14 protein-coding genes are annotated in these 13,767 nt (G+C 42.0%); 5 read left to right on the forward strand and 9 right to left on the reverse strand.

Features of this window, described 5'->3' with window-relative positions:
• Positions 1-153 (reverse strand): BlaI/MecI/CopY family transcriptional regulator (locus tag VNZ46_RS21985; protein ID WP_325562648.1); only part of this gene is annotated, 153 nt, incomplete at its 3' end.
• A 156-nt stretch (positions 154-309) separates the two neighbouring features.
• On the opposite strand from VNZ46_RS21985, the gene VNZ46_RS21990 reads away from it, so the two are divergent.
• Entirely contained in the window at positions 310-1,656 is a 1,347-nt protein-coding gene (locus VNZ46_RS21990) for a M20/M25/M40 family metallo-hydrolase (protein WP_325562629.1), read from the forward strand.
• On the opposite strand, the gene VNZ46_RS21995 is transcribed toward VNZ46_RS21990, so the two are convergent.
• On the reverse strand, positions 1,657-1,836 hold the full coding sequence (locus tag VNZ46_RS21995) for a hypothetical protein (protein WP_133783653.1): 180 nt from the start codon (positions 1,834-1,836) through the stop codon (positions 1,657-1,659).
• A gap of 349 nt (positions 1,837-2,185) precedes the next feature.
• Between VNZ46_RS21995 and VNZ46_RS22000 the strand changes: the two genes are divergently transcribed.
• Complete coding sequence (locus tag VNZ46_RS22000; protein WP_133783651.1) at positions 2,186-3,217, forward strand: sensor histidine kinase; 1,032 nt, start codon at positions 2,186-2,188, stop codon at positions 3,215-3,217.
• Positions 3,214-3,963 (forward strand): LytTR family DNA-binding domain-containing protein, encoded by a 750-nt coding sequence (locus tag VNZ46_RS22005; protein ID WP_325562631.1) that lies wholly within the window; start codon positions 3,214-3,216, stop codon positions 3,961-3,963. Before VNZ46_RS22000 ends, VNZ46_RS22005 begins: the two co-directional genes overlap by 4 nt.
• Here VNZ46_RS22005 and VNZ46_RS22010 read toward each other — a convergent pair.
• Genes VNZ46_RS22010 through VNZ46_RS22020 form a run of 3 tightly spaced genes read right to left on the reverse strand, consistent with a single transcriptional unit; the run spans position 3,960 to position 7,806 of the window.
• Positions 3,960-4,706: a lysophospholipid acyltransferase family protein gene (locus VNZ46_RS22010; protein WP_325562633.1), complete on the reverse strand. Its 747-nt coding sequence runs from the start codon at positions 4,704-4,706 to the stop codon at positions 3,960-3,962. The two genes, VNZ46_RS22005 and VNZ46_RS22010, sit on opposite strands and share 4 nt — an antisense overlap.
• A gap of 13 nt (positions 4,707-4,719) precedes the next feature.
• The gene (locus tag VNZ46_RS22015) at positions 4,720-5,283 is read right to left on the reverse strand and encodes an NUDIX hydrolase (RefSeq protein ID WP_325562634.1); all 564 of its coding nucleotides are present in this window, start codon (positions 5,281-5,283) and stop codon (positions 4,720-4,722) included.
• A 21-nt stretch (positions 5,284-5,304) separates the two neighbouring features.
• The gene (locus VNZ46_RS22020; RefSeq protein WP_325562636.1) at positions 5,305-7,806 is read right to left on the reverse strand and encodes an outer membrane beta-barrel family protein; all 2,502 of its coding nucleotides are present in this window, start codon (positions 7,804-7,806) and stop codon (positions 5,305-5,307) included.
• 99 nt (positions 7,807-7,905) lie between these two features.
• Between VNZ46_RS22020 and VNZ46_RS22025 the strand changes: the two genes are divergently transcribed.
• A complete protein-coding gene (locus VNZ46_RS22025) occupies positions 7,906-8,505 on the forward strand; it encodes a thioredoxin family protein (RefSeq protein WP_325562638.1) in 600 nt (199 codons plus the stop codon).
• On the opposite strand, the gene VNZ46_RS22030 is transcribed toward VNZ46_RS22025, so the two are convergent.
• Positions 8,502-8,783: an ATP-dependent Clp protease adaptor ClpS gene (locus VNZ46_RS22030; RefSeq protein WP_133783640.1), complete on the reverse strand. Its 282-nt coding sequence runs from the start codon at positions 8,781-8,783 to the stop codon at positions 8,502-8,504. The genes VNZ46_RS22025 and VNZ46_RS22030 overlap by 4 nt on opposite strands.
• Before the next feature lie 80 nt (positions 8,784-8,863).
• Between VNZ46_RS22030 and VNZ46_RS22035 the strand changes: the two genes are divergently transcribed.
• The gene (locus tag VNZ46_RS22035) at positions 8,864-9,910 is read left to right on the forward strand and encodes a beta-ketoacyl-ACP synthase III (RefSeq protein ID WP_325562640.1); all 1,047 of its coding nucleotides are present in this window, start codon (positions 8,864-8,866) and stop codon (positions 9,908-9,910) included.
• A 7-nt stretch (positions 9,911-9,917) separates the two neighbouring features.
• Here VNZ46_RS22035 and VNZ46_RS22040 read toward each other — a convergent pair whose 3' ends face one another.
• From VNZ46_RS22040 to VNZ46_RS22050, 3 genes are all read right to left on the reverse strand, one after another.
• Entirely contained in the window at positions 9,918-10,793 is an 876-nt protein-coding gene (locus VNZ46_RS22040; RefSeq protein WP_325562642.1) for an SDR family oxidoreductase, read from the reverse strand.
• A 3-nt stretch (positions 10,794-10,796) separates the two neighbouring features.
• Positions 10,797-11,558: an enoyl-CoA hydratase/isomerase family protein gene (locus tag VNZ46_RS22045; RefSeq protein WP_325562644.1), complete on the reverse strand. Its 762-nt coding sequence runs from the start codon at positions 11,556-11,558 to the stop codon at positions 10,797-10,799.
• Between the two features lie 6 nt (positions 11,559-11,564).
• Positions 11,565-13,767 (reverse strand): carboxypeptidase-like regulatory domain-containing protein (locus VNZ46_RS22050; protein WP_325562646.1); only part of this gene is annotated, 2,203 nt, incomplete at its 5' end.

The following is a 13,767-nucleotide window of genomic DNA, read 5'->3' on the forward strand; positions in this document are numbered from 1 at the left end:
AGTCTCCAGAATACGGATGATGGTAGATACCGTATTGTAAGCCGGTTTGGGAATAGGGAGCAGGTCAATGACGTCCTTTACGTAGCCTTTTTCAATTTGCCAGATGACCTGCATAATCTGTTCCTCGGCTTTAGTTAAATCTTTAATTTCCATATGTTCTTATTAATCAGGTTATTTTAGGTTCTTGTAACGCGTTGTATAAAGCTATAACTAATTATTTAGTTATACAAATTTTTACTACTAAATCTTTAGTTTGAAAATTATCCTTGAATAATTTGTACCTTTCTGATGCGATTAAACCCCATTCTTATGAAATTAGCCTATTGTGTTTTATTCCTGTTGGTGATCCATACTGCGTCTGCACAGCGTGTCATTGTCCGTGATCCGGTAATTTCAGGAATGCTGGAGCAGGTTTCTGCAACTCACCTGGAGCAAACGATAAGAAAACTGGTTTCTTTTCAAACCAGGCATACACTAAGTGATACCTTGAGTAAAACGACGGGAATAGGTGCTGCACGTACCTGGATCAAATCAGAATTTGAACGGTATAATCAAGATAACGGGGGAAAACTCAAGATCAGTTTTGATCAGTTTGTTCAGCCGGCAGACGGAAAGCGGATACCCGAACCCACCACATTAAAAAATGTAATGGCTATTTTACCGGGCACGGATCCGGCCGATAAGCGTATGCTGATGGTATGCGGACATTATGATTCCCGGGTAACTGATGTGATGAACAATAGAGATTTTGCCCCGGGTGCTAATGACGATGCGTCTGGTGTAGCCGGTGTACTGGAGCTGGCCAGGGTGATGAGCAAAAACAGTTTCCGTGCAACCATCGTATTTGTAGCTATGGTGGGCGAAGAACAGGGGCTGTATGGTGCCGCGCATTTGGCAAAGCGGGCAAAAGAGGAAGGATGGAATGTACACTTATTGCTCAATAATGATATGATTGGCAATAGTTACGGTATGGAAACTGATCTGAAAGACAATAGTAGTGTTCGGGTTTTCAGTGAGGGCATCCCCGCTGCAGAGACCAAAGAGCAGGCTTTGGCCAGACAATCTGCAGGAACAGAGAATGACGGTGCTGCCAGACAGGCGGCCAGATATATTAAAGAGACAGGAGAAAAATATGTAGACCAGCTGCAGGTAAAGTTGATCTATAGAAGGGACCGTTTTTTAAGAGGGGGAGACCATACTCCATTTTCATTACAGGGCTTTACAGCAGTTCGGATCACAGAAATGAATGAAAACTTTAACCGGCAGCATCAGGACATCAAAAAAGGACAGGAATCTCAAATTGGAGATTTACCGGAATATGTAGATTATACCTATTTGCAGAAGATCACTAGATTGAACCTTGCGGTACTTGGAAATTTGGGTTTGGCACCTCAGGAGCCAGGTGAAGTTCTTTTATTAACGACAGAACTGACAAATAAGACGGCTTTAAAGTGGAAAGCACCTGCAGGCGTACAGCCTTCTGGTTATTATGTGCTGATCAGGGAAACCAGCAGCCCTGTTTGGGAGAAGAAGCTCTTCATTACAGACACTTCCGCTGTCCTTGCGTATTCAAAGGATAATTATTTCTTTGGTTTGCAGTCTGTTGACGCATTGGGGCATGAAAGCCTGATCGTGACACCAAAACCAGGGAAATAACTACTTGGAGAACAAGGCATCAACCTTAACCACAGGGCCACGGGTATTTATAGTGCGTTTTACGGAAGCTTCATCGTTTTGACGGCTGCTGTTGATACTGGTTGTAAAGGTTAACAACAGGACTACAAAAACAGGAACCAGTAAAAGTATAAATGGCGAGATGTTAGATAACGTTTTCATAATATTTTTTTTTCAAGTTTTTATGCTCAGGAGCCTACTAATGCTCGGTTTGATGAAACAAATAGAATCATAAAAAATATCCTGCTAAAATGTTTTAGACCAAGCGCAGGTTATTCTAGATAAACGGTTAATTTGAAGGGTTTGGAAGAAAATCGTCTTTTTTTGGGGTTCGTAGAAGAAAAAAGCCAGTTCGTCGAAACAGGTACCTTACAGAGGATTAGTTTTTTTATTTTGGAAGCCTATAGTGGAATGATTATTATAGCACATAGCTTGATGGTCATAAACCGCCAAAGGCAGCTTGAAGAGAATTAAGAAAAATAAGCAAGGCTGAAAAAACAATAATATACGAATGAAAAACAGAGGCTCTTTTTTGATCCATTTTATATTCTGGTTGATCGTGATCATTATATGTGGCCTGGCTATCGCCAGCAACGAACGCAGGTTGTCGCCACACGAGATCATGGTACATTTCGGGTACTATGGTTTGATTAATATTTCTATCTTTTACATCAACTATACTTTGCTTATTCCGCAACTGGTTCAGGACAGGAAAAGATATGGCATGTATGTGTTTTCTATGCTGCTTCTTATTGTTTTCATGTGTATTTTGAAAACGATGATCGCCGTATTAAACAGTGATGTGATTTTGGCCTATCTGAGCAAAAACGGAGATAAGAAGTATACAGAGATTCCCGAGTATATTGTCAGGTCTGTTTTTACCTCTGGTTTCTTTATCGTGATCAGCGCATTAATTAAACTGGCCATAGACTGGTTTGGTAATGAACGGGTGCAGCGTAAACTGGAGAGCGAAAAAAAAGATATGGAACTGCAGTTTCTCAAATCGCAGTTAAATCCACATTTCTTATTCAATTCCTTAAATAATATCTATTCTCTTGCCTATCAAAAATCAGATAAAACAGCAGATGCCGTTTTAAAGCTTTCGGAGATTATGCGTTATATGATCTACGAGAGTAACGACAGCTGGGTGTCGCTGAGTAAAGAGATTGAATATGTGAAAAGTTTTATAGAGCTTCAGAAACTCAGGTTTAAGGATGGAGCCGCAGTTGAGCTGACACTGAACGGGGAGATCGATGACCAGCAGATTGTTCCTCTGATCCTGATCTCTTTTGTAGAAAATGCATTTAAACATGGAGTGGCTAATGATCCAAAGGATCCGATTAAAATCAATATCATCGCCAATCAAAAGATCCTCCACTTTAGTATTACCAATAAAAAGAGTAAACAAAACAAAGATGAAATGGGTGGGGTAGGGCTTAATAACGTAGAGCGCAGATTACAGTTATTATATCCTGAAAGGTATAAATTAAATATTGTAAATTCGGCTACCCATTACACCAGTGAACTAATGCTTGATATATGATGAAACTTAAATGTATTGCTGTTGATGATGAGCCTCTGGCTCTGGATATTATAGAAGACTATATTTCTAAAGTTCCATTTCTGGAGCTTGTTAAACGTACGGAAAATGCAATTGAGGCTTTGCAATTGGTTCAGGCCGGGGGTATAGATCTTGTTTTTCTGGATATCCAGATGCCTGACCTGACCGGGATCCAGTTTCTGAAAATTGCAACTGGAAAATCGAATTATATACTCACCACTGCTTATTCCCAGTATGCACTGGAAAGCTATGACCTGAATGTTTCAGACTATTTACTTAAACCCATTGCCTTTGACCGTTTCTATAAAGCAGTAGAAAAAGTACACAGCCAGGTGAAAAATACAGAAGCCGCAGTAACACCTGCACCCGTCCCTGTTGCCGCCCCCGCCCCAGTAGTTATCCATCCGGTACAGGACTTTATTTTTGTTAAAACAGAGCACAAAATACAGAAGATTGAACTGGCCGACATACTCTATATTGAAGGCTTAAAAGATTATATTTCCATTTATACAAAAACAGAAAGGGTGATTACACTTCAGAATATGAAGAAAATGGAAGAAACCTTGCCTTCATCTCAGTTCATCCGGGTCCATAAATCCTATATTATTTCGCTGGATAAGATTGAAAGTATAGAAAGAAGCCGCATTAGCATCTGCGGAAAAGTGATTCCGATTGGAGACACTTACCGGGATGAGTTCTTTAAACGTATCGAGAATAAAAATCTTTAAGCAGGCAGTTCCTGGTTTAGCTTTTTGCGGATCGCCTGCTCGGCTTCCAGGGTAATCTCTTCAAGCGATTTACCTTCGGTGGAAATGGCAGGCAGTACGGTCCACTTTAACCGTTCGAAAGTGCTTAAAGGATAGGTGCCATAGCGTACGATTTTCCAGGAGTTCTCAATAGCGATGGGAACGACAAGCGCATCAGGGTTAATTTTTAACAATGTAGCGATTCCACCGATATGGAATTTTTTCATCTGACCATCTTTTGCACGCGTACCTTCAGCAAAAATCATAGCCGACCAGTTGTTTTCTTTCATCCGCCTGCCCAGTTTTATAATTTCTCCGATAGATTGTTTACTGTCTTTCCGGTCAATATTTGCTCCCCCACCATATTTCAGGTTAAAAGAAATCGAAGGAATCCCCTTGGTCAGTTCGATTTTAGAAATGAATTTAACATGTTGCCTGCGTAAAAACCAGATAATAGAAGGAATGTCATACATGCTCTGATGGTTGGCAATAAAAATAACAGAACGGTTATCCGGCAGGTGCTGGTCATTTATAAACTGAATGGAATTGCCGAGGAAAATCTGGCAATACGTCAGGAAAAAGTTTAAAGCATCTACCGACCATTTATGCGCCTTATAGCCAAAGCACTTGTAACAAACCCACTGAATGGGCTGAAACACCACCAGGGTCAAAGCAAAGAAAATATAAAATACAGGGCTTAATATATAACCTAAAAGCTTCTTCATTGATCTTATGTTTTTAAAGGGTGTTAAGGGAACCCTCGTCCAATAAAATTTTAGTTTTTAAAATGGCAGCTACACTCATGCTGTCGGTAATCTCTCCAAGGAGAACCATTTGATAAGCCTTCTCAAAAGGCAATTTACGAATACAGAGTTGTTCGGTCTCTTCCGGTTCAGATTCGCCCTCGGTTAAACCGGTAGCCAGATATATAATGGCCAGTTCATCAGAAACGGAATTAGACAGGTGCATTTGCAGAATCTGTTGCCAATGGCTTGCCCTTAAACCGGTTTCTTCCAGCAGTTCACGTTTGGCACTGTCAAGTGCCGGGAGATGGAGCGGGCCACCACCTTCGGGAATTTCCCAGCTGTAGGCATTTAACGGGTATCGGTACTGACCAACCAGCCAGGTGTTCTTTTCCTCGTCCAGGGGCAAAATACCAATGGCCAGGTTTTTAAAATGAACCTGGCCATAAATACCTTTGCCTCCGGAAGGATTGATCACATCGTGTTCAGTGAGGCCTATCCAGTTGTTTTCATAAATCTTGCGGCTTTCCAGGGTTGTCCAGGGATTCTTTTCATCCATGCCGCAAGATACAAATTTCTCTTAAAATGAGCCTTCATCTGGACGCTGCTGATCCTGCTGTTCTTGTTTTTTTGTCTTTTTAGAAATGAAGTCAGTTCTTCCAAAACGATAAGAGAAGGTCAGACTGCCCATCGGACCGGTCATGTACCGTTTAAAGTCTATTGCTGTTCCCGGTGTATTGGTGGTCATACTCCAGCTTCTGCTGTTCAGTACGTTCCTTACATTCAGGCTCAGAGAAGCTTTTTTGTTTTTGAAATCATATTTTGCGCCTGCATCCAAACCGTACATCGCATTTCTTTTTCCCTGGGCAATGACTTGTGATGAGCTGTAGTCTCCTTTGAGCTGCAGGCTGATGTTGTAGGGAAGGATAAAATTATTGGTCAGGTTGGCATCCCAGCTGAACCCTGAATTGTCTGTCGTTCCATATTCCGGAGAACCGGTGAGTTTACTATGGTACAAATTGGCATTGGCCGTAAAATTCCAGGCTTTCATGATATCTACTTTCCCAATCAGCTCTAAACCTGTAGCCAATTGTTTGGCCAGGTTTTCCGGGGTCGTCGTGGTGATGCCCTGATCATTAGGCAGTGATCTGATCCGTTCAATGACATCATTGGTCTGACGAACATACACGGTGGAAATAAACGTGACCTTCTTCCAGAATTTATTGTAACTGAATTCATAGGCATGGACATCTTCTGGTTTTAGGTTTGGATTACCCTGACGATAGTTTAAAGGATCAGAAGTATCCAGGAAAGGATTGGTATCCCAGGCTCTTGGTCTGTTTACCCTTCTGCTGTAACTCAATTGTATCTGCTGATCACCTTTCAGTTTTTCTGTTAAAAACACGCTGGGGTACAAGCGGGTATAGTCTACTTTTCCAGGGGTATAAATAATACTGTTATCGCTGTGGTATGCTCCAGATGTGGTATTTAACAAGGCATCTTCTGCCCTTAAGCCAACCTGATAGCCAAAATTACCAACCTGGTTCTGGAAATTGGCATAAATAGCATGTACCTGGTCTTTACTATGGAAATTATTGGTCAGGGAATAATCCGTATCGTAATTTCCGGTGGTGTTGTTTAGAATAGAAGACAAGGTATTGTTGTCTGCATAACGGATCTGGCTGCGATAACCCGTTTCAAACTTTCCTGCTTTTCCAACCGGAAGGCTGTAATCTGCCTGGATATTATAACTTTTGTTAGAACCTGTACCGATATTAGTGTTTATACTATCCGGATAAACACCCGCTTGCCCACCTCTGTTGTAGAATTCGGTTGTGTAGGTCTGATTGTTGTCGTTGGTGCCTTTGGAGTAGCCGAGATTAAAGGTCAGTTCTTCTTTGGGCTTTTTGAATTTCTGGCTGAAATCCATATTCAGATCATAGCTGTTGCCATTACCATCTGTCTTGTTTTGGCGGTTGCTCAGCTCAAACGGGCTCCGGTCTGCATTTAAGCGGTTTACTTTAAGCAGATCCGTTCTGTCATTGTCACGGGTATTAAAGTTTCCTGAAAAACTTAGGGTGCTTTTATCGGTAACATTGTAATCAATCCCTGCTTTTACATTATGACCCTTATCCAGGTTTTTGGAGTCTGTATTTTGATCGGCATAACCTGACGGAACTTTATTGACCATATCTATATAGGTAATGTTATTGTAGCCACCACCTAAACGGTTTCCATACCTGTAACTGTAATTTCCATACAGGTTTACCCTTTTGTTTTGGAAACTAAGACTCGTATTCGCATTGTAATTGTCGCGGTTTCCGGCAGTAAGTGCCAGGGAACCGTTAAATCCTAGCTTTTTGTTCTTTTTCAGTACAATATTGATGATCCCCGATTGCCCTTCTGCATCGTATTTTGCGGAGGGGTTGTTGATCACCTCTACGCTTTCAATAGAACTGGCCGGAATAGACTGAAGGATGGTCGCTACGTCGCCACCAGCAATTAACGAAGGCTTTCCGTCTACCAGAACTTTGACCCCTGTTGAACCCCTGAGGCTTACATTGCCATCCATGTCGGTTTGTACTGTCGGTACGTTCTGAAGAAGATCTGCTGCTGAACCACCCTCACTGATCAAACTCTGGTCTACCGAGAATACTTTTTTGTCAATGCCAAGCTGCATGGTGCTCTTCTGACCTGTGATCTTGACTTCATTCAGCACGGTACCTTTGGCTGGTTTCATTTTTATGGTGCCAAAATTCAGATCTTTTTGGCTTCCGTTAATATTTACTGAGTCTCTGACCAGGGTTTGATAGCCTATATAACTTATTTTAAAGGTGAATACCCCGTTGGGCAGCCCTATGATTTTTAAATTTCCGTTAACGTCTGTTTGTGCTACTTTTACAACAGCTTTCGTTTTTCTGTTGAGAATACTTGCGGTGGCAAAAGGAACGGTTTCATTGGTCTGGGCGTCTATGACTTTTGCGCTGATTGATGTTGGTGTGGTTGATTGAGCATTAAGTTTTACAGTTATTATACAAATTCCAATGGCTAATAACAGAACTTTGCCTACATATGTTCTCATCTGGTGTTTTATCCTTTTTGTGTGTTTATTTAAGAAGGGCAAAGTAACAGCGAGGAAATTTAATATTAGGGGGCGTAACTATTTTATTACAGCGATATCATGATAAATTACAGTAATATTTTTGATAGGGAGGGTTTAAGCTATACGGCTTACCGCCAATTGATCGATGAAAAGTTAAAACAAGGAAAAACGACCGGTCCGGACGATTCGGAAGCGATGCTTCATTACACAAAAATGAACATACAGCGAATGAACAGGGTGGAAAAGACGGTGGAGTTAAAAGAGGAATTACTTCTGGTATTGAAGTCTGTTCAAAAGCCATACAGATTGCTGGTGATTTCAGAAGGCTGGTGTGGGGATGCCGCACAGATTGTTCCCTTGTTTGCCAAAATAGAAGCGAGTGATCCGGATAAATTCAGCCTGAGATTTGTATTGCGTGACGAACATTTACCTTTGATCGATGCACACCTGACCAATGGAGGACGGGCTATTCCTGTGCTGCTTGTTCTGGATGAACAGGGAGACGTGAAAATGCAATGGGGACCAAGACCACAAGTTCTTCAAAGCCTTTTAAAAGAATGGAAAGCGGAAGAAACGGATATGATGAAAATTGCCGAAAAGCTACATGGCTGGTATGCAAAGGATAAAACGCAGACCACCCAGGATGAACTGACGGCCGTATTTAAAAAACTGTCCTAATCTACGGAGACGGTTAAGCCCTCCTGTTGAAGGATTTTCCGGTAAATTTCCATTTCGGTAAAAGAACCTTCCAGGATGGCACATTTTCCTTTGTTATGTACTTCCCAGGCAATTTTTTCTGCCTGGCTTTCTGTGTAGTCCAGGTATTTCATCATACAATGGATAACATGATCAAAAGTGTTTACATCATCGTTCCATAAAATTAAACGATGCGAGGTTTTTAAAGAGGAAAGGATCTCCTCGAGCGTAAAGGTTTCTTCTTTTGTTTCTGTGGACATGCTACAAAAATAAGCTTATTTCAAAATAATGTTGCAGTTAAAGTTATTTTTGATTAAAATTTGCAGTTAAACCAAATAAGATGAACAGTTCTAAAATTGCAGGCATAGGTTATTATGTTCCAAAAAATGTCTATACCAACGACGATCTCTCCAAGTTTATGGATACAAATGATGCCTGGATACAAGAACGTACGGGGATCAAAGAACGCCGTTTTGCAGACAGGCTGGAAGAAACAACCACCACAATGGGGATCGAAGCGGCTAAAATAGCCATTGAAAGAGCTGGAACTACAGCTCAGGACATTGATTTCATCATTTTTGCGACCTTAAGCCCTGATTATTATTTCCCTGGTTGTGGGGTATTGCTCCAACGGGAAATGAAGATGAAAGAGATTGGTGCACTGGACATCCGGAACCAGTGTTCTGGTTTTGTATATGCTCTTTCTGTTGCAGATCAGTTCATTAAAACCGGGATGTATAAGAATATCCTGGTGGTGGGCAGTGAAAAACATTCTTTTGCAATGGATTTTAATACACGCAGCAGAAATGTTTCCGTCATCTTTGGTGACGGTGCGGGTGCAGTGGTGTTACAGCCTGCGGGCCGGGAAGGACAAGGGATTTTGAGTACACATTTGCATAGCGATGGGGCAGATGCCGAAATTCTGGCGATGTATTACCCTGGTGCTGCTGCCAATAAGTGGCTAAAAGACAAGCCTGGTTATCCGGATCAGGAACTGGGTGGTTTGTTTATGACAACCGAACAGCTGGAAAGCGGAGCAGCCTTGCCTTATATGGATGGGCCTGCTGTATTTAAAAAGGCGGTAGTGAAATTTCCGGAAGTGATCAAAGAGGCTCTGGAGGCCAATCATCTGAAGCCTGAAGATATAGACCTGTTGGTTCCTCATCAGGCCAATCTGAGGATCAGTCAGTATGTGCAGCAATTGCTTGGGCTGAGTGATGACAAAGTATTCAATAACATCCAGAAGTATGGAAATACTACAGCGGCCTCCGTCCCGATTGCTTTATGCGAGGCCTGGGAAGCTGGTAAGATTAAAGAAGGCGACCTGGTTTGCCTGGCCGCCTTTGGTTCGGGGTTTACCTGGGCAAGTGCATTGATCAGGTGGTAAAAGGAGCTTAACTTCCTTTTGCTGCTCTTGTCATTTGCTCAAAGGCATCCCACATTTCATTTGGAATAGCTTCCAGTCCGTTGAACTGTCCAGCGCCCTGGAGCCATTCGCCGCCATCAATCGTAATCACTTCACCATTGATATAGCCCGCAAAATCACTGATTAAAAAAGCAGCGAGGTTGGCTAGTTCCTGATGTTCTCCTACTCTCTTTAAAGGGACTCTGTTTTTGAAATCAAATTTCTCAGCCAGATCTCCTGGTAATAAACGTTCCCAGGCACCCTTGGTTGGGAAAGGGCCCGGCGCAATAGCATTGGTTCGAATACCGTATTTACCCCATTCCACAGCTAATGATCTGGTCATCGCCAGTACGCCACCTTTGGCGCAGGCAGAAGGAACGACATAAGCCGAACCGGTAAAGGCATAGGTGGTGACGATATTTAAAATACTGGCAGGTTGTTTTTCCTTGATCCAGTGCTTTCCAAAGGCTAATGTGCAGTTCACCGATCCTTTCAATACAATATCAATAACAGAAGAGAATGCATTGGGGGAAAGGCGTTCTGTAGGAGAGATGAAATTGCCTGCTGCATTGTTCAGCAAGCCATCTACCCGGCCAAAAGTTTTGAGACTTTCTGCCAGCACATGCTCTACCTGTTCATATTCCCTTACATCGCAGGCCACCGCAAGAACTTTTCCTCCGGTTTCCTTTTCCAGTTCTTCTGCTGTTTTTTGGATAACTTCCAGTTTTCGGCTGGTGATCACCAGGTTGGCACCCAGTTTCAGGAAATAGGTACCCATGGCTTTACCCAATCCGGTACCACCTCCTGTAATTACAATGGTTTTGCCTTTTAAGGCATCATCTCTCAGCATGGGTTGGTTGTACATCGCTTATTTTTTTTGAAGGTTATCAATAATTGTTTTCAGGATACTTCTGGTAGAGGGCGCCCACCATTGCTCCAGCATCAGGGCAAGTGTTGCACTTTGATCCTCTGCTGTGGCGGCAATCAGTTCCTGTCTGATATTTAATTTACTTTGTTGCCAGGTATTCGGTTCAAAAGCCATATACTTCCTGATCCTCCGCTCTGCCGCGGTCAGGATGCTTTCAGGTTTAACCACTTCGTCTATCAGACCTGCCTGTAGTGCTTCTTCCGGACTAAACAATTTACCTTCCAGTAAGCTCCTGGCTGCATTTGCCTTGCCGATCCAGAAAGCATACAGCTTGAAAATGCTGTTGGGTACAATAATACCTACCGGAACTTCATTCAGTCCTATAATATATTTGCCTTCGGCCATAACCCGCGCATCACAGGCTAATGCCATGACACAGCCTCCAGCTGGGCTATGTCCGTTTATGGCGGCTACCAGTGGCTTTTTGAAACGGGTAAGAGTAGAAGCAAAATCCAGGAACAATTCCCAGAAGGACCTGACTTCTTTCTCATCATACTGGTAGAGTTCAATCAGGTCAAGTCCGGCCGAAAAAAAGTTTTCCTGGCCGGTAAGGATCACTCCGCCAATATTGGCATCTGTAGAAATATTACGGAACATATCGTTCAGTTCCGTGATCATTTCTCTGTTCATGGCATTCGACTTCGCCCTGTTGAGGGTAATAATGGCCAGGCGGTCTTTTATGCTAACTTTAATTGTTTTCATTTTTATCTATTTTACTTCATAAGTATATACAGTTCTTGCCAGTTGGCCACTGGCATTCATTCCTTCGGCAACCACCCGGTAGATTCCTGGTTGGTCCGTATTAAAATATTCAACCTGGGCTACGCCTTCTTTGCTAGTAATCACTTGAGGATTCCAATAAACGGTTGACCTAAGGTCAGGTTGAATATCAGATGTAAAAGTGTATTTTGGAGAATAAAACGTTCTTGGCGAATAATAACCTTTTGGCATATATGTGATAATACCCGGAGTGTAGACTGAACCAGGTTCAGGTTTCTCTTTCTTTCCACGTTTGGTGGTGATCAGTAAAATGCCTCCATCTCCCATTCCGCCATAGATAGCGGTGTAGGATGGGCTTTTTAACACTTCAATGCTTTCTATGTCCTCAATACTCATAAAATTATCAATAGTTTCACCAGCTGTTAATTCTCTGTAGACCCCATCAACCAGTATATGCATCTGTTTTCTGCTGGCGTACCTGGCAAGGGCAGGTTGCCCGCCAGGAAAGGCTATGCCAGGAATAAGGGCGGTCAAATTACTAGATAGAGCAGGGCCATATTTTAACTCTTCTGCAGTAATAGTCTTATTTGCATGCCCGGCTCCATTTAAATTAGCTGAGTGTGAGGCAACAGGTTTTTTTTCGTTAATATTTACTTCCTTTAGAGAAATACTCCTGTGCAGCAGACCACGTTTGGTCAGCTGATCAAAATAGGTTTCACTTTTAAAGATATAGGATGAAATAGCTTCATTTACATTTATTTCAATATCTCCAGTGTTTTTATTGCGGGTAACGATTTGTTGGGGGACCCGATCCAGTTTTAATTCTACATTCGTCTTATTATTTGTAGTTCTTCCCTGAATAACGAATTTAGTACTGTCGCCGAAATCCAGATGATCAAAGTTGAAATGTCCGCTGAGATCTGTCAAAGTATCAATCATAAATATTCCGCCTGATTTTGAGAACAAAGAAACTTTGCCCTTTTCTATTGGTTTCCCGCCAGGAGTGGTTAAGGTACCACTAATGGAAATGGATTTTTCAGGTGCATAAAGCACTGTTTCGGGTGTGTGTTCGAGGAAATTTTTCCATGAAAAACGTCTCCAACCCTGGGTGAGCAGTAGGTTGTCAAGATCGGTCTGAGTAGCCTGGTCCTGTTTAAGGAAATAGTAATCTGGTTTTTCAATGTAACCAGCCAAATCGGAGGTCAGAAGAAATGTGGCCAGGATATGGCTTTCATTTTCCTCGTCGGGCTGGACAATCGCGGTGTTGGTTACCGAAAGAGAAAAATTACCTTCCATGGGTTTGTTACCAGCACCCGAAGTTAGAGCGAGTTTTACCAGCTCTCTTTTTTGATATTGTTGCTTATTACCCTGAAGTTGAATACTGGTCATATCTTTTGAATTGTTTACAAAAGTCAAACGTTCACAAACCGGAGTATTGTCCGGTCCAAATAGTGTAAGCTGAGCAATTCCAATAGGAAGATCTTTTTTGGGAATATTAATTACCACGAGCTGTTTGTCTGTTTGAGCAGTATACACAGCATATACATTGCCGTTGTTCTGTGCGAGTAATTTTAATCTTCCTTTTCCGAGAACATTTTTACTCAGATAAATCTTTATGTTGATTTTTGAACTGTCCTGATTATTAACGGATAATACATAACCAGAAGTAAGTGCAGGAGGAAGTTTGATTTTTTGCGTGGGCTCATCTTCAACTTTAACAATCGCGGTATAATTCTTTCCTGGCTGCGGATCAAGGATCAGATTTCCCATGCCAAGGTGTGTTGTATGGAAACTTCTCACCTCATTACCTTCGTTATCCACAATAGTGCCCGATATATCCTTTCCAAGGCCATTGCGATCTATTGCTTTTATTCCTATCCTGGAAGGAATGTTATCGACAAGGTTTCCCCCTTCTGGAAAAAATTGTACATCCATCTGTGCGGAAGCGGCGGTGAAGGGGATCAGTTTAGTGACGCGGTCTTTATCAGAAACATCAATTGTTGCTGTAATTTTGCCAGAAGATTTCACATCGGTTTGCGGAGAGAAAAAGCTAAAGTTGATCTTTCCGGTATTGCTGGTCGATGTCTTTCCCTTAAATATGTTTTTTGAATTCACCTGCACCACATAAGTAACATCTTTATTGACGTAAGGTTTTCCGGTTTTATCATTGAAGATTAATTCTGCGTTTGTT

The organism is Pedobacter sp. (genome assembly GCF_035566355.1).
Classification (GTDB): Bacteria; Bacteroidota; Bacteroidia; order Sphingobacteriales; family Sphingobacteriaceae; genus Pedobacter.